14 protein-coding genes and 2 pseudogenes are annotated in these 20588 nt (G+C 66.7%); 7 read left to right on the top strand and 9 right to left on the bottom strand.

Features of this window, described 5'->3' with window-relative positions:
- Positions 1–155 precede the first annotated feature (155 nt).
- Positions 156–1187, top strand: a complete 1032-nt coding sequence (locus ACZ2G1_RS04040; RefSeq protein WP_470377506.1) for a PRC and DUF2382 domain-containing protein — start codon at positions 156–158, stop codon at positions 1185–1187.
- Positions 1188–1260: 73 nt separating this feature from the next.
- On the opposite strand, the gene ACZ2G1_RS04035 is transcribed toward ACZ2G1_RS04040, so the two are convergent.
- Positions 1261–2451 (bottom strand): MFS transporter, encoded by a 1191-nt coding sequence (locus ACZ2G1_RS04035; RefSeq protein ID WP_109243888.1) that lies wholly within the window; start codon positions 2449–2451, stop codon positions 1261–1263.
- A gap of 205 nt (positions 2452–2656) precedes the next feature.
- Between ACZ2G1_RS04035 and thrS the strand changes: the two genes are divergently transcribed.
- Together thrS and ACZ2G1_RS04025 are read left to right on the top strand one after the other, a co-directional pair.
- A complete protein-coding gene (thrS, locus tag ACZ2G1_RS04030) occupies positions 2657–4774 on the top strand; it encodes a threonine--tRNA ligase (protein WP_470377505.1) in 2118 nt (705 codons plus the stop codon).
- The gene (locus tag ACZ2G1_RS04025) at positions 4771–5349 is read left to right on the top strand and encodes an HIT family protein (protein ID WP_017834420.1); all 579 of its coding nucleotides are present in this window, start codon (positions 4771–4773) and stop codon (positions 5347–5349) included. Before thrS ends, ACZ2G1_RS04025 begins: the two co-directional genes overlap by 4 nt.
- Before the next feature lie 49 nt (positions 5350–5398).
- Here ACZ2G1_RS04025 and ACZ2G1_RS04020 read toward each other — a convergent pair whose 3' ends face one another.
- Positions 5399–7486 carry a M3 family metallopeptidase gene (locus ACZ2G1_RS04020; RefSeq protein WP_470377504.1) on the bottom strand — a complete coding sequence of 696 codons (2088 nt, stop codon included), beginning with the start codon at positions 7484–7486 and terminating at the stop codon, positions 5399–5401.
- 202 nt (positions 7487–7688) lie between these two features.
- Between ACZ2G1_RS04020 and ACZ2G1_RS04015 the strand changes: the two genes are divergently transcribed.
- Positions 7689–8825, top strand: coding sequence for a lycopene cyclase family protein (locus ACZ2G1_RS04015; RefSeq protein WP_470377503.1), 1137 nt, complete (start codon positions 7689–7691; stop codon positions 8823–8825).
- A 167-nt stretch (positions 8826–8992) separates the two neighbouring features.
- Here ACZ2G1_RS04015 and ACZ2G1_RS04010 read toward each other — a convergent pair.
- The 3 genes and pseudogenes from ACZ2G1_RS04010 to ACZ2G1_RS04000 all read right to left on the bottom strand — a co-directional run.
- Positions 8993–9457, bottom strand: a pseudogene (locus ACZ2G1_RS04010) (transposase); the annotation flags it as partial.
- A gap of 103 nt (positions 9458–9560) precedes the next feature.
- Positions 9561–10832, bottom strand: coding sequence for an IS110 family RNA-guided transposase (locus ACZ2G1_RS04005; protein WP_470377502.1), 1272 nt, complete (start codon positions 10830–10832; stop codon positions 9561–9563).
- Between the two features lie 231 nt (positions 10833–11063).
- Positions 11064–11936 (bottom strand): annotated as a pseudogene (locus tag ACZ2G1_RS04000) (IS256 family transposase); the annotation flags it as partial.
- Positions 11937–12812: 876 nt separating this feature from the next.
- Here ACZ2G1_RS04000 and ACZ2G1_RS03995 point away from each other — a divergent pair.
- Positions 12813–13445, top strand: a complete 633-nt coding sequence (locus ACZ2G1_RS03995; protein WP_101851568.1) for a recombinase family protein — start codon at positions 12813–12815, stop codon at positions 13443–13445.
- A gap of 899 nt (positions 13446–14344) precedes the next feature.
- On the opposite strand, the gene ACZ2G1_RS03990 is transcribed toward ACZ2G1_RS03995, so the two are convergent.
- Positions 14345–14776 (bottom strand): hypothetical protein, encoded by a 432-nt coding sequence (locus ACZ2G1_RS03990; protein WP_424348316.1) that lies wholly within the window; start codon positions 14774–14776, stop codon positions 14345–14347.
- Positions 14777–15078: 302 nt separating this feature from the next.
- Here ACZ2G1_RS03990 and ACZ2G1_RS03985 point away from each other — a divergent pair, with 302 nt between their 5' ends.
- Complete coding sequence (locus ACZ2G1_RS03985) at positions 15079–15669, top strand: recombinase family protein (RefSeq protein ID WP_424348317.1); 591 nt, start codon at positions 15079–15081, stop codon at positions 15667–15669.
- Positions 15670–15673: 4 nt separating this feature from the next.
- On the opposite strand, the gene ACZ2G1_RS03980 is transcribed toward ACZ2G1_RS03985, so the two are convergent.
- A complete protein-coding gene (locus tag ACZ2G1_RS03980; RefSeq protein WP_424348318.1) occupies positions 15674–16261 on the bottom strand; it encodes a recombinase family protein in 588 nt (195 codons plus the stop codon).
- A 541-nt stretch (positions 16262–16802) separates the two neighbouring features.
- On the opposite strand from ACZ2G1_RS03980, the gene ACZ2G1_RS03975 reads away from it, so the two are divergent.
- Complete coding sequence (locus ACZ2G1_RS03975) at positions 16803–18407, top strand: ORC-CDC6 family AAA ATPase (RefSeq protein ID WP_470377501.1); 1605 nt, start codon at positions 16803–16805, stop codon at positions 18405–18407.
- Positions 18408–18968: 561 nt separating this feature from the next.
- Here ACZ2G1_RS03975 and ACZ2G1_RS03970 read toward each other — a convergent pair.
- A complete protein-coding gene (locus ACZ2G1_RS03970; protein WP_424348320.1) occupies positions 18969–19514 on the bottom strand; it encodes a GNAT family N-acetyltransferase in 546 nt (181 codons plus the stop codon).
- Positions 19515–20142: 628 nt separating this feature from the next.
- Complete coding sequence (locus tag ACZ2G1_RS03965) at positions 20143–20550, bottom strand: hypothetical protein (RefSeq protein ID WP_424348321.1); 408 nt, start codon at positions 20548–20550, stop codon at positions 20143–20145.
- Positions 20551–20588 lie beyond the last annotated feature (38 nt).

Raw genomic sequence — 20588 nt, 5'->3', positions numbered from 1 at the left:
ACTCTCGGTGAAGCCATTGGCCAGCGAACTGATTGCCAGTATGGTTACTAATAACAGCGGACGAGCTGCACCCCGCCTCCCCGGGCGGAGATCGTCCGCGGCGAGCCCCCCGTCCAGGGGAGCCCGTTGCCTCGCAGAATAGAGAAGGAGTTCTCATGGCTACGTACGACGTGAACGCACTGCTGTCCGCCACCGCCTACGGGTCGGACGGCGACAAGATCGGCAAGGTCGAGCAGGTCTTCCTGGACGACAACACCGAAGAGGTCACCTTCGTGACCGTCAACACCGGTCTCTTCGGCACCAAGGAGAGCTTCGTCCCCGCCGACGGCGCCCAGCAGGACGGCGACCGCCTCGTCCTTCCCTACACCAAGGACGTCGTCAAGGACGCCCCGAACGTGGACGCGGACCAGCACCTCTCCCCGGCCGAGGAGGAGGAGATCTACCGCTACTACAAGATGAACTACTCCGGCACCGACGACCGCGACCGCACCGACCGTGACCGCACCGCCGGCGTTGCCGGCACCGCTGGTGCCGCCGGGACCGCCGGGACCGCCGGCGCCGCAGGTCTCGCCGACCGCGACGACCGCTACGCCGCGGACACCGACCGCAACGCCGTCCCGGCGACCGGCACTGCCGGCTACCCCGAGAACGACGGGTACGCCGACACCGACCGTGACCGTGACCGCACTGCCGGGATCACCGACGTCGACACCGACCGCGACCGCACCGCCGGGCTCACCGACCGTGACCGCACCGACAGTGTCGACAACGGCGTGGTCCGCCACGAGGAGCAGCTGCACGTCGGCAAGGAGCGCCAGGAGACCGGCCGCGCCCGTCTGCGCAAGTACGTGGTCACGGAGAACGAGTCCGTGGACGTGCCCCTCGAGCGCGAAGAGGTCCGTGTCGAGCGCACCCCGCTGAGCGGCACCGAGGCCACCGCCGGCACCATCGGCGAGGAGGACGTCGACGTGACCCTCCACGAGGAGCGTCCCGTCGTCGCCAAGGAGACCGTGGGCGTCGAGAAGGTCGGCCTGGAGAAGGAGACCGTCCGCGACACCGAGCGCGTCGACGCCGAGGTCCGCAAGGAGCAGGTCGAGGTCGAGACCGACGCCGAGCGCGGCACCGGCCTGACCGACCGCAACCGCGGCACCGGCCTGACCGACGACGATCGCCGCGACCGCATCTGATCGCACCCGATCGACTCCGGGGCCCCCGTCACCGTTCTGGTGACGGGGGCCCCGTCGTCGTGCCGGACGCGGTTCACCCCGCTGCCCGCCGGGCCCGCGTGCCGGGCACGGCCGCGTAGTAGACCAGGCCCAGCGCGACCACCGCCGCGGCCGCCACGTACATCCCCCGGTAGCCCAGCGCAGGGACCAGGGCCCCCATGAGCATCGGGCCCAGGGCCACCCCCACGTCCATGCACAGGAAGTAGGTCGACGTGGACAGCCCCACGCGGGTGAGCGGGGCCGAGCGGACCGCGGCGGCCTGGGCCGCCGAGAGCACCGCCCCGTAGCCCACGCCCAGCACCGTGCCCGAGGCGAGCACGAGGAACGGCGAGTCCGCGGCCGCGAGCAGCAGCAGCGCCACCACGAAGAGCAGCAGCGACGGGTACAGCACCGCGTTGTCCCCGCGCCGGTCCTGCAGCCGGCCCGCGAACGGGCGGCTCACCAGGACGGTGACGGCATAGGCCACGAAGTACGCGCCCGCGGGGCCCACGAGGTCCGCCTGCACGGCGAACGGGTTGAGGAAGGACAGGACCGCCGAGTACCCCACGCCCACGAAGAGCATGAGCGCCGAGACGGGCAGGGCCCGCGCCTCCACGAACTGCCCCACGGAGAAGGACCGCAGCCCCGCCCGCTGCTCGGCGGAGAGGCTCAGCTCGGGGACCCGGGTGACGGCTCCCACGGCGAGACCCAGCAGGGCGACCGCCGTGCACACCCCGAAGAGCGTGTCGTAGCCCACCGCCGTGGACAGGCTCAGTCCCGCCAGGGGACCCAGCGCGGCGGCCAGGGTGGTGGAGAGCATGAAGTACCCGGTGCCCTCGCCCCGCCGGTGCGCGGGGATGAGGGCCTGGACGGACGCGGGCAGCACGGTGGTGGCCATGCCGAAGCCCACGCCGTTGAGCACCCGCACCACCAGCAGGCCCCAGAAGCCGGTGTCGAGCAGGTAGGCGGCGGCGCACAGCGCCAGCAGCACGAGCGCGGCGAGCAGCACGCGCCGGCGCCCGAGCAGCTCCATGTACTTGCCGGTGAGCAGCCGCGCCAGGACCGCCCCGACGATGAAGGCGCTCGTGGCCACCCCGGCCAGCGCCTCGTCCGTGCCGAAGCGCTCCATGGCGTAGAGCGCCATGACGGTCATCAGCAGGTAGAAGTTCATGGAGATGAGGAACTGGCCCGCCCACATCAGCACGAAGCCGGCGGTCCACAGCCGGTGCGGCGGGGGAGAGGGCACCTCCCCTCCCGGTGCGGGCGGGTCGGGCGGTCCGGGAACGTCTGCGGGCATCGGGTGGCCTCACCTCCGCCGGCCATCATCTCACCGCCGCGGTCCCCACCGGCCGACAGGTACCATCGATGCAGTGCGCGCCGCCCGCCGGTGCCGCTGCCACGCGCCCCCCGTACCGGTGCGTGCCGATCCCGACCCGAGGAGCACCTTCCCCATGACCACCGTGCCCGAGCACCAGCCCGAGTCCGCCCCCCTCACGATCACCGTCGACGGCGAGCAGCGCACGGTGGGGACCGGGACGTCCGCCGCGGACCTGTACCGCGAGGACCGCTCCGTGGTGGTGGCCCGGGTCAACGGCGTGCTCAGGGACCTCGCCACCGGGCTGGCCGACGGGGACGCCGTGGAGCGGGTGCTGATCTCCGAGCCCGAGGGCCTCGAGGTGCTGCGCCACTCCGCCGCCCACGTCATGGCCCAGGCCGTGCAGCAGCTGCACGAGGACGCCAAGCTCGGCATCGGCCCGTACATCACCGACGGCTTCTACTTCGACTTCGACGTCGAGCAGGCGTTCACGCCCGAGGACCTCAAGGCCATCGAGAAGCGGATGCAGCGGATCGTGAACTCCACCCAGTCCTTCCGCCGCCGTGCGGTGAGCGAGGAGGAGGCCCGCGCCGAGATGGCGGACGAGCCGTACAAGCTCGAGCTCATCGGCCTGTCCCAGGGCCCCGGCTCCGGCGCGGACGTGGACGCCGCCGCGGAGGGCGCCTCCGTGGAGGTCGCCGCCGGCGAGCTGACGATCTACGACAACGTGGACCGCAAGACCGGGGAGACGGTCTGGAAGGACCTGTGCCGCGGCCCGCACCTGCCGGACACCAAGCTGATCGGCAACGGCTACGCCCTGATGCGCTCGGCCGCCGCCTACTGGCGCGGTTCCGAGAAGAACAAGCAGCTCCAGCGCATCTACGGCACCGCGTGGCCGTCCAAGGAGGACCTCACCGCGTACAAGAACCGCCTCGCCGAGGCGGAACGGCGCGACCACCGCCGGCTCGGCTCGGAGATGGACCTGTTCTCCTTCCCCGACGAGCTCGGCTCCGGCCTTCCGGTGTTCCACCCCCGGGGCGGGATCATCCGCAAGACCATGGAGGACTACTCCCGGGAGCGCCACACGGAGGCCGGCTACGAGTTCGTCTACACCCCGCACATCACCAAGGGCCACCTCTACGAGGTCTCCGGCCACCTCGACTGGTACCGCGAGGGCATGTTCCCCGCGATGCACGTGGACGAGGAGCGGGACCCGCAGACCGGGGAGCTGACCAAGCAGGGCCAGGACTACTACCTGAAGCCCATGAACTGCCCGATGCACAACCTCATCTTCCGCTCCCGGGGCCGCTCCTACCGGGAGCTGCCGCTGCGCCTGTTCGAGTTCGGGCAGGTCTACCGGTACGAGAAGTCCGGCGTGGTGCACGGCCTGACCCGGGTGCGGGGCATGACCCAGGACGACGCCCACATCTACTGCACCCGGGAGCAGATGAAGGCGGAGCTGACCACCACGCTCGGCTTCGTGCTGGACCTGCTCAAGGACTACGGGCTGGACGACTTCTACCTCGAGCTCTCCACCAAGGACCCCGAGAAGTTCGTGGGCTCGGACGAGCTCTGGGAGGAGGCCACGAACACCCTCGCCGAGGTCGCGGCCGAGTCCGGGCTGGACCTGGTCCCGGACGCCGGCGGCGCCGCGTTCTACGGCCCCAAGATTTCGGTGCAGGCCAAGGACGCGATCGGGCGGACCTGGCAGATGTCCACCATCCAGCTCGACTTCAACCTGCCCGAGCGCTTCGACCTCGAGTACCAGGCCGCCGACGGCACCCGGCAGCGGCCCGTGATGATCCACCGGGCCCTGTTCGGCTCCGTGGAGCGGTTCATGGGGGTGCTCGTGGAGCACTACGCCGGGGCGTTCCCGGCGTGGCTGGCCCCCGTCCAGGTCGTGGCCATCCCGGTGGCCGAGGCCTTCAACGACTACCTGCAGGGCGTGGTGGACACGCTCCGGGCCCGCGGCGTGCGCGTGGAGCTCGACGCCGGCTCGGACCGGTTCCCCAAGAAGATCCGCACCGCCTCCAAGGAGAAGGTCCCGTTCGTGCTCATCGCGGGCGGGGAGGACGCGGAGGCGAACGCCGTGTCCTTCCGCTTCCGCGACGGCTCGCAGGACAACGGCGTCCCGGTCGGCGAGGCCGTGGAGCGGATCGTGGCGCACGTCCAGCGCCGGATCAACGAGGAGCCGACGGCCGCCGCCGCCGAGGACCCCCGCGCCGCCGCGGAGACGGCCGGGGTGGGGCAGTGACCGGTACGGCGCCCGACGCCGGGCCCCCGCACCACTGGATCCGCCAGGACGAGTTCGAGATCCCCGGGGTGCCCGACAGCTTCCAGCGGCTGTGGACCCCGCACCGGCTCGCCTACGTGCGCGGCGAGGACCCGTCCGTGCGGGAGGACCCCGGGTGCCCGTTCTGCAACGGCCCGCAGCGCGCGGACGAGGAGTCGCTGATCGTCCACCGCGGCGAGCACTGCTTCGTGATCCTCAACCTGTTCCCGTACAACCCCGGCCACCTCATGGTCTGCCCGTACCGGCACGTGGCCGATCTGACGGAGCTCGAGCCGGCGGAGCTGCGGGAGCTCACGGACCTGACCCGCACCGCGGTCGCCACGATCCGCGGCGTCGCGTCCCCGCACGCCTTCAACGTGGGCATCAACCTGGGGGCCGCGGCCGGCGGCTCCCTCTCGGGGCACCTGCACCAGCACGTGGTGCCGCGCTGGAACGGGGACGCCAACTTCATGCCCGTCCTCGCCGGGACCAAGGCCATCATGCAGACCCTCGGGGACACCCGCCAGGACATCGCCGACGCCTGGCCCGCGGCCTGATCCGCGTCGTCGTCACACCCGGGCCCTCCGCCCCCGGGCGCCGCGGCGCTCAGTCGCGGGCGTCCCGGGCGGGAGCACCGCGCCGCCGGTGGACGAACTCCTCCCGCGGCTGGAGGCCCCGCCGCTCCAGCAGCGCGCCGAGGTGCGGGCGGCGTCCCAGCAGGGCCTCGAAGGCCTCCATCGGAGCGGTCTCGTTGCCCCGGGAGAGCACCTCCTCGGCGAAGCGCCGCCCGTTCTCCCGGGTCGGTCCGCCGCGGGACGCGAACCACTGCGCCGTGTCGGCGTCGAGGATCTCGGACCAGATGTAGGAGTAGTAGCCCGCGGAGTAGCCGCCGGCGAAGATGTGCTTGAAGTACCCGGTCCGGTAGCGCGGGGCGATGCCGTCCACGTCCACCCCGGCGCGGGCGAGCGCCTCCTGCTCCACGGTCCGGGGGTCCGGCAGCTCGGCGGGGTCCTCGATCCCGTGCCACGCGAGATCCAGGTAGGTCGAGGCGAGGTACTCGACGGTCCGGTAGCCCTGCCCGTGCGCGGACGCCTCCCGCAGGCCCGCGAGGGTCTCCTCGGGGATCGGCTCGCCCGTGCGGTGGTGGCGGGCGTAGTGCCGGAGCACCTCCGGGTGCAGCACCCACATCTCGTGCACCTGGGAGGGGTACTCCACGAAGTCCCGCGGCACCTTCGTCCCGGAGAACGAGGGCAGGTGCACGTCGGAGAGCAGCCCGTGCAGCGCGTGGCCGAACTCGTGGAAGACCGTCACCACCTCGTCCAGGGTCAGCAGCTTGGGCCTGCCCGCGGGCGGCCGGGTGAAGTTCGCGTTGTTGACGACGACGGGGCGCTGACCGGTCAGCCGGTTCTGGTGCACCAGCGATCCCATCCAGGCGCCGCCCTGCTTGGTGGGCCGCGTGAACCAGTCGCCCAGGAACAGCCCCACGCCGCGGCCCGCCTCGTCGGTGACCTCCCACACCCGCACCTGCGGCAGGTAGCCGTCCAGGTCGGGGCGCTCGGTGAAGACCAGCCCGTAAAGCTCCCGGGCGGTGCGGAAGATCCCGTGCTCCAGCACGGATTCCAGCTCGAAGTGCTCCCGCAGCGCGGAGGCGTCCACGGCGTAGCGCTCCCGGCGCAGCCGCTCGGCCCAGAACGGCCAGTCCCACGCCTCGATCGGGTGCCCGGCCAGCTGCTCGAGCTCCGCCCGCTCCTCGAGGGCGTTGCGCACGGCGGGGCCGGTGATCCGCTCCAGCATCTCGTGCACCGCCTCCTGGGACGGCGCTGTGTTCCCGGCCATGACGTGGTCGCCGTGGCTGCGGTAGCCGAGCAGCCCGGCCTGCTCCGCGCGCAGCCGGGCGATCCGGGCGGCCACGGGCAGCAGGTCCGTGCGGCTCTGCGAGCCCTCGCCGCCGTGCTCGCCGGTGCCGCGGTTGACGGCGGCCAGATGGATCCGCCGGCGCAGCGCGCGGTCCGTGAGCACCGACAGCACGGGCTGCACGGTGAACAGCGAGGGCGTGAGCAGGTACCGGCCCGGCATCCCGTTCTCGGCGGCCGCGGAGGCGGCGGCCTCGACGTCCGTGGGGGACAGCCCGTCCAGCTCCGCGCGGTCGTCGACGAACACGGCGGAGGCGTTGACCTCCCGGATCAGGTCGTTGCCGTAGCCGATGCTCAGCTCCGAGAGCTCGTCGTTGATCTCCCGGAGCCGCCGCTGGTCGTCCAGGGTCAGCTCCGCACCGGAGTTCGCGAACCAGGAGACGTACTCGTCCAGGGCGCGCAGCTGCCACGGCTCCAGGTCGGTGCGGTCCACCCGCCGGACCCGGGCGTAGAGCTCCTTGTTGAGCGTGAAGTCCGCCTTGTGCTCCGACAGCCGCGGGGCGAGCTCCTGGTAGATCCGCTGGATGCCCTCCGTGTTGTGCGCGGCGGTCAGCGTGAAGAAGACCGACTCGACCCGGTCCAGGGCCAGACCCCCGCGCTCGAGGGCCTCGATGGTGTTGGCGAAGGTGGGCGGGTCCGGGTCGGCCAGGACCGTCCGCACGCACTCGAGGTCCTGGGCCATCGCAGCCTCGAAGGCCGGCAGGAAGTGCTCCTCCTTGATCCGCCCGAAGTCGGGCAGCTCGTAGGGGAGCGGGCTGGGGCGCAGGAGTGGGTTGTCCAAGGGCCGGCTTCTGTCGTGGTGGGCGGACTGGTGCGACCAAGACTAGCCTCCCGTGCAACGGGTGTGGACGCGGGTGCCGCCGCCGATGACGACGTCGACGACCCCTGACGGATCGGCCAGACTGGACATCGCCCCGAGGGTCACTGACGGTTTCGGGAGTGGCCGCAGAGATGCCTGCGTCCGGAGAAGGAGTGCCTTGCTCATGACCCACCCAGCGAGGGAGTACGACGTCGTCATTGCCGGCGGTGGACTTGCCGGGCGCAGCCTCGCCTTCTTCCTGAGCCGGGAACCAGGGCTGTCCGGGGCGCGGATCCTCATCATCGACGACGCCGGAGATCGATACCCGCACCGCTCCCTGATCTACTGGCACGACGGCGCCCTCCCGCTGCCCCTGACGCCCGCAGCCACGTTCACGAGCCTCGCGGTTGACGCAGGACCTGCCCAGCGGGTGCTGCCGCTCGAACGCCACCGCCTGTGCCTCACCTCGTCACGGGACGTTTTCCGATGCCTCGACGACGTCATCGATGCCAACCCTCAGATCAGCCGTCTCGACGCACGGGTTTCACGAGTACGGGCTCATGCCGACTCGGTGGACGTGGCCCTCTCCGACAGCCGGCTCGTCACGGCATCCCACTGCTTCGACAGCACCTTGCCCCCCACCGGGATCACGGCACCACTGCTCATGTCGGGTGAGGTTCATCGGGTGCGGACTGCGCACGACTCCTTCGACCCGTCGACTGCCACCTTCATCGATTTCCGGTCCGGTGAGCACCACCCCGTGCACTTCCACTGCGTCCTGCCGCTCTCAGCCCGAGAAGCCGTCGTCGAAGTCACCCGGATCATGCCGGGGAAGGCTCACACCCCGGATTTCTCGTTCGAGCAGGCAACGTCGGACTATCTGCGCAAGGTCTGGGGTGTGAACGAGTTCTCGTCGTTGTCCGTGGAGCGAGGGTCCATCCCCCTGGGCATCCGCCGCCGTTCTCCCCGCGGCCGCCATGTGCACACCGGATGTCCCGCCGGGGCCGTCAAGGCCACCACGGGCTACGGCTTCACCCGGATCCTTCGTCAGACCCAGCACCTCGCCTCCACGCTGGCCTCCACCGGGTCACCCGACGCTCCCCGGCCGTCCCCACGCTTCCGCTGGTACGACAGGCCCTTGCTCAAGATGTGGGAACACGACCCCGAACACGCGGTGCACTTCATGAGAGCCGCATTCACCTCCGGCGATGCTGATCTCGTCCTCGACTTCCTCGACGAACGGACCACGTTCGCACAGGAACGGCGGCTGCTCGGGTCCATGCCGGTCACGATGCTCCTGCAGCCGCGTCTCTGGATCTGAGCCCGTCATCAGGACCTCTCGTCCGGCCGAACCGGAACACCAACGGTCGGCACGCGGTCGCAACAGTTTCGACACCGGGGCACGGGGATCGCTGCGGGCCCCCGACGTCGTAGCACCCTGCCCGCAAGGGTCTGTCCAGTTTTCGGTGTAACTCGGGTTGTTGATGTTCAGGGGCGGCCGGCGGAGAGCCGGCCGTCGAAGGTGATTTCGAATGCGTTGAGTGCTGCCTTCCAGCGTTGGGTCCAGCGTGCCCGCCCCTTGCCGGTCGGGTCCAGGGCCATCACGGCGAGGTAGACGCACTTGAGCGCAGCCTGCTCGTTGGGGAAGTGGCCGCGGGCCCTGACAGCCTTGCGGATTCGGGCGTTGACGGACTCGATCGCATTCGTGGTGCACACGACCCGGCGAATCTCGCGGTCGAACTGCAGGAACGGCACGAACTCCGCCCAGGAATTCGACCAGAGCCTGACGATCGCCGGGTACTTCCGGCCCCACTTCTCCTGGAACTCCAAGAAGCGTTCCTCGGCCTCGGCCACGGTCGCGGCCTGATAGACGGGCTTGAGAGCTCGGGAGATCGCGTCCCAGTCCTGCCGGGCGGCGTAGCGGAAGCTCGCCCTCATCAGATGGATCACGCAGACTCCCGCTGTCTACCTCTGGGGTGATCGGGCGCTGGTGCGGTGGGCAGGCGGTAGCGGCGGACGGGTCGTGGTGACCTGTCCGCGGGGTTGCAGTACGGGGTCAGCTGGCGATTCTCAGGACGGTGTCACCCGCTTCGTCCGAGGCTTGGAGGGCTTGCCAACGGTGGGGATGGAGTGCGGGGTTGTACTCCACGCCGTCGTGCCAGCATTTCCACAGGATGCGCATCCACCGCGCGCCGATGCCACGCAGGGCACGGTGGTGGCCCTGTCCGGCGGCGCGGGCCTGCTCGTAGAGCACCCCCGACCAGCGCGGATCTTCGCGGACGGCGACGAACGCCCACCAATCGACCGCGTGACGCATCCGCTTGTTCGCTGCATAGCGGAACCGCACCTGACGGGTGCGACCGGAAGCACGGGTGACCGGGGCCAGGCCCGCCTCAGCCAACAGCGCCGGGGCGGAGGGATACCGGGCGCGGTCCTCTCCCATGCCGGCCAGCAAGGTCGCAGCGATGACCGGTCCGATGCCCGGGAAGCTGGTGAAGATCCCGGTGTCCGGATGCAGCGCCAGAAGCCGGCCGATCTCGGCGTCGTAGTCCTTCAGGTGCCGGTTCAGCAGCTGCAGCTGCTCGGCGAGCCGGACTGCGGCGAAGGCCTTGCCCTGGTTCGTGCCCGAGGAAGCCGAGAGCAGGTGCGGGTGGAGCCTCTCGACGAGCGTCCCGGCCGGAGTCCTGCCGCTGTAGTGCTCTGCGCTGAGGAACCCCTGCATCCGTTTCACCCCGACGCGAGCTGCTTGGGCGGGCAGCGGGTAACGCCCGATGAACTGCAGGGAGATGTCCCGATCCAGGGTCGAGAACAGGTGGAGCACCGCAGGGTTGTAGGCCTCCATCGTGGCGCGTAACTGGTTCTCCAGATCCCGTTGGTTCCAGATCAGGGCCTCCCGATCCCTGATCGTGGCGCGCAATTGCATCAGGGTCTCGGAGCCGGGCCGCAGCGGGCGCCAGAACGGGTGCTCGTGGCGCAGGGTGTCGGCCAGGACGAACGCGTCGAAGGTGTCCGACTTCGTCCTGGCCACCCGGTAGCGTTCCCGGGCACGGGCAGAAATCTTGGGCGAGACGCAGAACAGCTCGATGTCCAGCGCCAGAAGCCGCTCGACCAGCAGTCCCTCGGCGCGTTCGATCGCCGCTCGAACAGTCCCGCCCTGAGACAAGAGGGCATCCGCCAAGAGCTCAAGGCCCTCGACGGTGTGCTCGAAGCGCTGCTGCAACAGCGTCCGTCCCTCGGCATCGATCAGGCAGAGCTGGTGGAACGAGCAGCCCCAGTCGATGCCTGCGAACACGTCGGAGGGTTCTCCTGGATCGCGAAGTTGTGCCATGTCAGCTGGTCCTTCCTCAACCGAAGAATCCACCCGACACCGGCAAGCGCGGCAGTCTCGCGTCAGAACCTTATCCCGGCAATCACCCTGAAGGCGCTGCAACTCCCGCTGGCTGATTCACGATTCTGCCCCGCGGCGGCCGGACGGGTCTGCATAGGGACCTCGAAGGTGGCTCGTCTGCATAGGTCCTGACCGCCACGGTGCAGGTGGTGACCGAAGGGTTCGGTCACCAACAGTGTGAACGGATAACGTCTGCACGATCGTGGCCGGCCACACGGTGGCCACGGAATCGGGCAGACCCTTGAGGCCGTCGCAGACGAGCATGAGCACGTCCTCGACCCCGCGGTTCTTGATCTCGGTCAGGACCTGCAACCAGTACTTCGCGCCCTCCCCGCCGTCCCCGGCCCACAGCCCGAGGATGTCGCGGTTGCCGTCCACGGTCACAGCCAGGGCGATGTAGATCGGCCGGTTGGCAACCTGCCCGTCGCGCACCTTGACGTGGACACAGTCCACGAAGACCACCGGATACACCGGGTCCAGGGGACGGTTCTGCCACTCGGCCATGCCCTCGAGGACCTTGTCCGTGATCGTGGAGATCGTCGTCTTCGACACCTCCGCACCGTAGACCTCGGCCAGGTGCGCGGAGATGTCGCCGTGTGTGAGTCCGCGGGCGGACAGCGAGAGCACCATGTCCTCAACGCTGCCCAGCCGACGCTGCCGCTTCTTCACGATGCCAGGCTCGAAGGTCCCGGCCCGGTCGCGCGGCACCTCGATCGCCACCGGGCCTGCCTTGGTCAGCACCGTCTTCGATCGGGTGCCGTTGCGGCTGTTGCCGTCGGTCGAGCCGCCGCGTTCGTGGGGCTCGTAGCCCAGGTGATCGGTGATCTCGCCTTCCAGGGCAGACTCCAGCACCAGCTTCGTCAGCTGGCCCAGCAGCCCGTTTTCCCCGGCCAGATCCAGGCCCTGCTCCCGGGCTCCGGCGACCAGTTGCGCCACCAGCGTCCGGTCCACCGCCGGCGTCTTGCCGAGCCGCTGCTCGGCGTCTTGCCCTTGTTCCCCAAAAGCGGTCACGGGCTCCTGGACCTCCACGTCCTGCGACGTCATCACGTCATCCATCGGTCATGCCTCCCAGCTCAGGAGTTACACCGAAAAACGTACAGTCCCGCTCGAGGCCGCTGGGCCTGCTGAGTCGGTGCGGGAACGTCATCGGCCTCGGCGATGTAGACGGCCAGCGCTGCCGCGTAGCCGCTCGCCAGGGCCGCCCTCCACGCAGGGTGGTTGGCGTAACCGTGGTGACCCGGATCGGGGCTGCGCAGCTCCAGCCATTGCGCCCGAGGCAGTGCAACAGAAGCGGGAGGGGGTATCCGACATTGATGCAGGATCCAGGTGACGTCGGCCCAGCGGCCGGCGGGAGTCTCCACCATGGGGTAGTAGGTGGCGATCCAGTGGGCGGGGGAATGGGGGCGCAGTTCGACTGCCAGAGCCCCGGAGACAGAGGATGTCATGCCTTTTTCCTGTTCACAGGTCAAGGATCGAGACGGCCGGGGCTGGACCGCGACGCCGGGTCGGGAGGGAACCCCGTCGGCGATATTCCAGAGTAACCACTGAGCTGATCACTCAGGAAGCAAACTGAACAAGATGACAGCGACTCGTTTCTCAAGCCATGGGATGCGAGACGTCTCGTCCAAAAAATTTGCGGCCGCATGATTGTGAACCGCAACGAAAAGTGGCGGTGTTCTGACGGAGCTAAATGGCGGCATCGAGGTCTCGCTTCCCGATCGGAGTCGTCGGACCGGCCGAGCTCGAGGTGATCGACGTGTTGATCGCTCTCGCGGGGACGTTCCACTTCCTTGGTAGTGGGACGACCCGCGTGGAGATCCTTGACTGATGTGCATGCTCGGCGTTTCTTGTACCAAAGCTTGGACCAAAAGTCATGAACCGGTTAGGCCGTACGGATTCGACTTCCGGTACGCTGGGCGCATGGAATTGGGCTACGCGCGGGTCTCGACGGCCAAACAGGACCTCGACCGGCAGATCGATGCCCTTCGGCAAGTCGGGATCGCGCCCGAGCGGATCTATGTGGACAAGAAGTCTGGGGCCACCACGGAGCGTCCCGGACTGACCGCGGCCCTGGCCTACGCCCGCCAAGGCGACGTGATCGTGGTGCACACCCTGGACCGGCTCGGGCGCACCGTGCGCGACACCCTGAACCTGATCCACGATCTCGCGGAGCGGGGGGTGGGGGTGCGCAACTTGGCGGACCCGATCAAGGTTGACTCCACTAACCCGAATGATCCGATGGCGCAGCTGGCGGTGGTGCTGCTGGCGCTGTTCGGGCAGATGGAACGGACCTACACCCTCGAGCGCGCCGCCCATGCCCGGTCGGTGGCCACGGCCAAGGGCCGGCGGATCGGGCGGCCTTCGGTGGTGGATCCGGACAAGCTGGCCTACGCAGCCCATCTGCGCGCCAGCGGGCACACGGTGGCTGAGATCGTGGCCAAGACCGGGATCACCCGCACCACCCTCTACCGCCACCTGCCGCCGAGGCCTCCGGCGGCGGTGACCGCCGGGCCGGTCACCGCCGCCGAAGCCGACCCTGGTCCGACAGACTGACTCCTCACCACACCCCTGACTGTCCGGGCTCAGCCAGAAGAGCATCCCCAGCTGGCTGGGCTCTGCCCACGGTCACGGGCGTTAGTGGCGATGATCCCCTCCGCACCGACGCCGGTGTTCCCGACGTCCGTCCCGAGCTTCTGCATTGGCTGCTCGACCGCCTCGGATCATGGGTGAGCAGCGCGTTGGACTGCCGGTGCTGCGGTGGCGGTGCTACGCAGGACCACCGGATGGGAGAGCTGATGGGCCAAGGGCAGGGCCGGGTCCTGCTCCTGGGCGGAGAATCCCTCGCTGTGCTGGGAAAGCAGAGAGCCGGACATGGGATGGTGTCCGGCTTTCTGTGTGGGAGATGCCTTTCCGCCACAGCACCAGTGTGAAACACCGTGAGGGCCGCTGACTAGAGGTTTCGTGCCGTGGTGGACGCGTATGACCGAGTGAGTCCAGGGGGCGACGTCGATGACGATAGTTGCCCTGGGATCAACGTCGCTCACAAGGGCGCCGCCCGACCGAGGGGATGACTCGTCAGTCGAGGGCTGGGCTGAGCGACGTCTTCTTGAGGGCGGATGCGCCTGCCGTCGCTGCGAGATCGTGGATAGATGTGGCAGGGGCGGGGTGGCCCCCCGGCCATCCCGCCCCGTGCTGCTTCGTCGCGGACCATGATCTGGCGCGCACCATGGATCCCCCCGGAACCATGGTGCGCCCGGTCAACACGGCCGAAGCTGGAGGATGGTCTGATGCAGATCACCTGTCCCCCTGGTAAGCCAGGATGCTCGCTCCCGCCCCGTGCGGCAATGTCGGGGCTGTGTTCGCGTTCACAACCTGAAACAACAATGTGCGGTCGTGAATAGAAGGGGTCGGGGTGGTCGGGCGTGGCGGGAAGGAGTGGCCCGTGCGCAGGGTCAGCCGCCGATGCTCGAGGTCTCGTCCTCGAGGTCGTCGAGCACCCACTCCGAGAGCTGTCCGGCCGGGACGACGAGCGTGTCCTCGCGCAGCAACTGCGTCTCCTGGTCCGAGAGGGGTTCCTCGGTGACCTCGGTGACCTCGGTGTCGTGGGCGGCGCGTGCGGCTGCGTAGCCGGCGGCCAGTTCGGTGGCCCACTCCTGGTGGCCGGCGTAGCAGGGGTGATCGGGATCGGAGCTGCACGCCTCCAGCCACCGTGCCGGCTCCCATGGGGCGGAGGTGGTGGGCATCAGGTGCTGGTGCAGCTCCCAGGTGACCTCGGCCCAACGGCCCGCGGGGGTGACCACCATGGGGTAGTAGGTGGCGGCCCACTGGGTGGGAGAGGCCGGGTGCAACTCGACGGCCAGGGCTCCAGGGGTGGAGGTCGTCATGTGTTGTTCCTGTTCGCAGGTAAGGGATGGTCCCGCGGCGCCGGCTTGGGGCAGGGCAGGGCCGTGCCGGCAGGCCGGGGCCCCGTGGTGATTTACCAGGGTAGGCGCGGGGTCGATAATTCTAGAAGCAGGCTGAGCAATGTGACATCAGGCCGCTTTTCAAACCATGGGATGCGAGACGTCTCGTCCGAAAAATTTGCGCCCGCATGATTCCGCGGATCTGGGTGTCTCGCATCCTTGTGCTTTATCCATGCCCCTAAAATCGGATACTCAACGTCAGTTGCGAGACAGATGGAGTGGATGTGGGGAAGCTGATCGGCTACGCGAGGGTGTCGACGCGGCAGCAGGGCGCCGACCGTCAAGTCGCTGACCTGCTTGGTGCCGGTGTGCGACGCGATGACATCTATATCGACCATGGAGTGTCTGGCGGACGTGCGTCACGTCCGCAGTTCGACCGTGCCGTGGCTGCGCTCGAGGAAAGCGACACGCTGGTTATCACCACGTTGGATCGCCTGGGCCGGTCGACGCAGAACATGCTGACCTTTGCCGAGGCGCTGCGGGGCAGAGGCGCCGGACTGCGGGTGCTCAACCTCGGTGGGGGAGACGTGGACACCGCTACCCCGATGGGTTCGATGGTCTTCACCGTCATGGCCGCACTGGCCCAGATGGAGCTGGAGATCAAACGGGAACGGATCACCGACTCGGTGGCCAAGAGGCGGGCTGCCGGCAAGGACCTCGGCGGAAGACGCCGGACCTTCACCGATTCCCAGATCCGCAATGCCCTGCGGCTCATCGAGGGCGGAGAGCCGGCCACCCAAGTGGCACGGGACCTCGGCATGTCTCGGGCGACGCTCTACCGGCGGATTCGAGAGCTGCCCTCCACGGTGGTGTGAAGCTTTAGCTGGTGCGCTTGGCCAGCTCTCGCTGGATCGTGCGGTAGACCGTGGAGCGGGCCACCCCGAACAACTCCGCCAGCTCTGCCTGGGTGTGCTCGCCCTTCTCGTGCAGGGACATCAGGTGCCGGCGCTGCAGCACGGAGAGCTTCGGCTGCCGCCCACGCAGTCGGCCCTTGGCCCGAGCGATGGCCATACCCTCGCGGGTGCGCATCCGGATCAAGTCGGATTCGAACTCCGCCACCATGCTCAGCACGTTGAACAGCAACCGCCCCACCGGATCGGTGGGGTCGTACTCGCTGCCACCGAGCGAGAGGGTCACTCCCCGGCCGGTGAGCTCATCGGCGATGTCGCGGGCATCGGGCAGGGAGCGGGCCAGGCGGTCGAGTTTGGTGACCACCAGCGTGTCCCCGGGCCAGCAGGCGGCCATCGCCTCGCGCAGTCCCGGGCGGGACCGGTGCGCCCCGGTCAGGCCATGGTCGACGTAGATCCGTTCCTCGGCCACGCCCAGGCGTTGCAGGGCTTCCCGCTGGACGGTGAGGTCCTGCTCGATGGTGGAGACGCGGGCGTAGCCGATTCTCTTCCCGCTCACCTTTCCAGTGTTGCGCATGCCGTACCTGTGCGGGCACCCCCTTACGGGCGGGGCATACGGGCATCAACCCCAGTCGGTTTCCTGCCTTCAAATCGTGATGTAGGCCCGCAGCGGGAGGGGTCCCCCTGGCGGGCACTTCTTGACCACTGTCAAGGCGAAATAGTGAAGACCTCGACCATCAGTGTCACGCGTGAGGGTGATTGTAGATTTGCGGCCGATATGTCTAGCTAGATGCATGGGAATATGGGGCAGGCAAGGATCCGGAGTGCGAGCTCGAGCTTCAAACCGAGGTGTTCGCACCGACATGGGTCCGCGAGCATCCCACATCCGTGTCGGTGCTGGACTGACGGGATTTTCCTTGGGCACCGGACCGGTTGGCTTCTACGCCACCCGGGGACTGAAATTTGCACGTCGCAGTAGCTAGTTGCCCAGCAAAGCCAAAATGGAAATTTTAGGCGATATTAATGTAAATTAAATAAATATCGCAACAATCAGACTTAGAGCAAAAGTCAGTTTAATAGAAAATTAAAGGAAGGCTCTGATGAATACAGAGACACTCCTCGCTGCCTTGCAGGAGGTTGAAAAGCGTGCCGAGCGAGTCAGTGAACAGGACGTCATCGCAACGTACGTAGGTGTTGATTCGTTGGTCAATGCCCTGAAAACTCGAGACAATGGTATTGTCTATGGCCGCCGTGGCACCGGAAAAACCCATGCTTTGAAGTATCTTGCAGAAATTGAACGCGCGAAGGGCAACTCTGTAGTTTACATCGACATGGAGCAAGATGTTGGATCAACGGAAGGCCGTTACGCTGACACAAATTTATCCTTAAGCGAGCGTGCCACGCGTCTTGTCGTCGATGTCCTTAGCATTGTACACACCCGATTGCTTGAAGATGCTTTTTCGGGAAAGGCGGATACTCAAATAGAAATCCTCGACCGCATGCTTGATCACTTCGATCAGGTCGTAGTGGTCGAGGAAACAGAAGAGGAAAGAATTTCCGGCCGTGAGGATAAGGGCGGAGCGAACGCATCTGTTGGAATCAAGGCTAACCTTGCTGGGCTCAGTGGGGATGCAAAGCTTGGTGGCAATAATGAATCTAAAGTTTCAGATTCGCAACGGGTGCGCGTGACGGGAAAGCCACGATATCGAATTCACTTCGGGGGTGTCACCCAGTCGATGAAACAGGCCATTCAGGCCTCGTCTGCTAGTCGTTTTTGGGTATTGATAGATGAGTGGAGTGGAATACCGCTCGATCTCCGGCCCTATTTAGCTGAAATGCTGCGGCGGCTTTTCTTCGGTATCCCAAAGGTGACGGTTCGTATCGGCGCCATTCCGCATCGCACCGAATGGCGCATAGCTGGAGAACGGGGAAGTTATATCGGGGCCGAAATTGGAGCGGAGATTTTTCCGTTACTTGATTTGGATGAGTTTGTTGTTTTCCCTGCAAGGAATCGAGAAGAGCAAGCAGAACGCTCCCTTTCCTTCTTTCGCTCACTGCTTCATCGTCACGTGTCACAGGCATTGACAAGTATTGGAGTCAATGAGTCTGTATCGCCAGCTGAGCTCGTCAGTCTTCTATTCACGCAGGTGACCGCCCTGCAGGAAGTGATTAGGGCGGCCGAAGGCGTGCCTCGAGACGCCTTAAACATTGTTGGTCGGGCTGGTCTTCGGGCGGGAGGTTCGAAAATTGCGGTAACTCATGTTCGCGAGGCCGCCGCTCAGCTTTATACAACTACTAAGGCCGCTCAACTTAACGGGGTTCCATCTGCGCGCATGCTTTTGGATCGTATTGTTCAGGATGTCATTTCCGGCCGTAAGGCTCGGGCATTCCTCCTTGCTCAAGAGCAAACCAATCATCCGTTGATTCAGCAACTGGTTGACGATCGCATTCTTCACATTATCAAGCGAGGGTATTCGAGCAAAGACGATCCCGGGGAGCGGTTCGATGTTTTGCAGATTGACTATGGTTGCTATGTTCATCTTTTAGGAACGACTGCCGCCCCACAACGCTTTTTGGGCGAGGCAGAAGATGATACTGCATTTTCCGCCCTTGTTGGCGCTGTTGAAGTACCCGAAGACGACTACCGTGCAATCCGGCGGGCGGTTCTCAATCTTCCGACCATGCTTCGAGGCCTCCCGCAATAAGTTGGTTGGCTTAAATTTTCATGTATAAAAGATTCGCCTAACTCGATTTAATTGTGCTGAGACGGAGGTTTTGACGCCTCATTACTCCGAGTTCACTACTGTCAACACTGCGCTGATCGCCCAAGGCCGCTTAATATCCCGAAAGCCATCGGGTCGACGACGCACAAGAGGTTCTGCTTTCGGGATGTCCGAATATGACTATGAGTATCGTCCGTAGGTCTCGAATGGAGGCCGCCCATGGCACCGAGGGTGCTACGCATCCCTCGGTGCCATGAACCACGGCTCACCGTCGAATTCGTGGTCCATGCCGGACGTGTCGACAGACACACGAGTGGGTTCCGGTAGTTGCTCGGGACGAATTTCTCGTCCTCGTGGTGATGGAATAGCCACTCGCTCGCGTTCACAACCGTGTGGTAGTTGAAGAATCTTTCCAGTTTCGCCGTGCCGAGCTGAGTCGTGTCGGCCGTACCCTTGTGCACCTCCTAAACCGGAATTTCCCGGTCGATGAGTGGATCGGGGCTGCTCATGAGCAGCCCGAGCTTCCGAGTGAGTGGGAACTGGCTACTGCGTCTGCACCAGGACGTAGTGGTCGAGGCCATCGTGGTTGGCCTCCAGTCCAAAACCGCGGCGGGTGAGAACGCGGGCCGAGGCGGCGTTGGCCGGGTCGACTCGGGCGATCAGCCGGGCCCGGCCATAGATCTCCGGGACCGTGGCCGCAGCCAGGTCGATCATGGCCCCGGCCACTCCGCGACCCCAGTGCTCGGGGGACACCCAGTAGCCGACCTCCACACCCGTCTCCCACCGGGTGGAGACGACCAGACCGATCGCCTCGCCGGCTTCCTCGGCGATGAACCACCGGACGGCCCCGGCCTGCTCCACCGGCATCTGCTGCAAGGCGGTGCGAAGTCGTTCCTGGATGAGCTGCGGCGCCCAGGGGCGGCCGTCGCCCACGTAGCGGGTCACGCGTTCGTCGGTGGCCAGGTCGGTGAAGAAGGCGGTGTCCGTCTCCTGGAACGGGCGCAGATTCTTACCGTCGCCGTCGCTTGGACTGCCGGGTCCGGAGGGCGAGCCATCGCGAACGACGAGGTGCTGTTCGCCGTGTTCCATTTTGCCGTCAGCGTCTCGCTCCTTTGGGTCCTAATCCAATCGAACCGACAGGAGAAGCCTGAGTTTGATTCCACGGAACACCCAGGCACTAGGGAAGTTCAAAACGAATCCGTCCTGCCGCGTTGCAGGAGGGGTTCCCGTTTGTGCTGGGAGTCCGCCCGGCGAGTCGGGTGGCAAGGGGTCCTGGAGGCCGATGTTAGGCTTCGCGAACTCAACGGAAGTGATGTCATGCACACCAAAGTCCGAGTCGCAGCGATCGTCGTTCTCCTTCTCGCTCTAGGCCTGTTCGCCATTACTGAATGGCTGCCCGCCCTCCTCTTTCTCCCCGCAGCAGGGGGTGCACTCCTGCTGAACGAGACTGGGATGTTCACACCTGGGCGGCCTCGTAACGACAGGGACCGCTCACGCTCCTAGTCGTCGCGGATCCATGGGCATCGGCACGTGCAGTTGGGGTTCCCCTGTAGGAGCGAGAGCCGGGGGCGCCCGCGCGCGGACCGTCCCCTGGACAGGGACGCGGGAGTGAAGGGCTGCCCGCTGTTGGTCACCTGGCTCTGCTCACCACGAGTGCCTCCCGCACCTAGTCTTGGGCTACCGGCTGTGCGCGCCAAGGAACAATGCTGGCCTCGGGTCATGGATCCAAAGGTGGGGCTTCCTTGGTCGGTTTCCCACGGGGCCAGTGGTCGCGGACGAACTTTGCGCCTGCGAGGGCGAGGAGGGGGCCGCCGACCAGGAAGGCTGACCCGGCGAGAAATGCTCCCTCGAGGATTCGGAACGCTCCAGTGGCGACGATGCTGAGCACGCCGATGCCCAGGAACACTGCCATGACGACAAGGGCTGCCTTTTCTGGACCTTGGGTGGCTTCGGCCGCTCGACTCCGCGTGAGCATACGTTGACCGATGAGCAAGAGCACCACCGCTCCTGCGGCCGTGAAAGCGCCGGCGATGGGGCGGCCGAGCTGAAACAGGGCGCCGGTGCCGATGATGCAGAGGACGATCAATCCCATGAGGGCATAGCCGGTGACCTTCTGCCTGTGCATGCCCCAGTCCCCCGATATCCACCCTGACTCAGTCCTCA

It is taken from the genome of Kocuria sp. KKT182, from assembly GCF_055635395.1.
The sequence above is the reverse complement of the archived record's forward strand: the minus strand, read 5'-3'. Positions and strand labels throughout refer to the sequence as shown.

Excerpts from the sequence above, each read along its gene's own strand:
- ACZ2G1_RS03970 (WP_424348320.1), bottom strand. The coding sequence starts at position 19,514 with ATGGAACACGGCGAACAGCACCTCGTCGTTCGCGATGGCTCGCCCTCC.
- ACZ2G1_RS03995 (WP_101851568.1), top strand. The coding sequence starts at position 12,813 with ATGGAATTGGGCTACGCGCGGGTCTCGACGGCCAAACAGGACCTCGAC.
- thrS (WP_470377505.1), top strand. The coding sequence starts at position 2,657 with ATGACCACCGTGCCCGAGCACCAGCCCGAGTCCGCCCCCCTCACGATC.
- ACZ2G1_RS03975 (WP_470377501.1), top strand. The coding sequence starts at position 16,803 with ATGAATACAGAGACACTCCTCGCTGCCTTGCAGGAGGTTGAAAAGCGT.
- ACZ2G1_RS04040 (WP_470377506.1), top strand. The coding sequence starts at position 156 with ATGGCTACGTACGACGTGAACGCACTGCTGTCCGCCACCGCCTACGGG.
- ACZ2G1_RS04005 (WP_470377502.1), bottom strand. The coding sequence starts at position 10,832 with ATGGCACAACTTCGCGATCCAGGAGAACCCTCCGACGTGTTCGCAGGC.
- ACZ2G1_RS03990 (WP_424348316.1), bottom strand. The coding sequence starts at position 14,776 with ATGACGACCTCCACCCCTGGAGCCCTGGCCGTCGAGTTGCACCCGGCC.
- ACZ2G1_RS03965 (WP_424348321.1), bottom strand. The coding sequence starts at position 20,550 with ATGCACAGGCAGAAGGTCACCGGCTATGCCCTCATGGGATTGATCGTC.
- ACZ2G1_RS04015 (WP_470377503.1), top strand. The coding sequence starts at position 7,689 with ATGACCCACCCAGCGAGGGAGTACGACGTCGTCATTGCCGGCGGTGGA.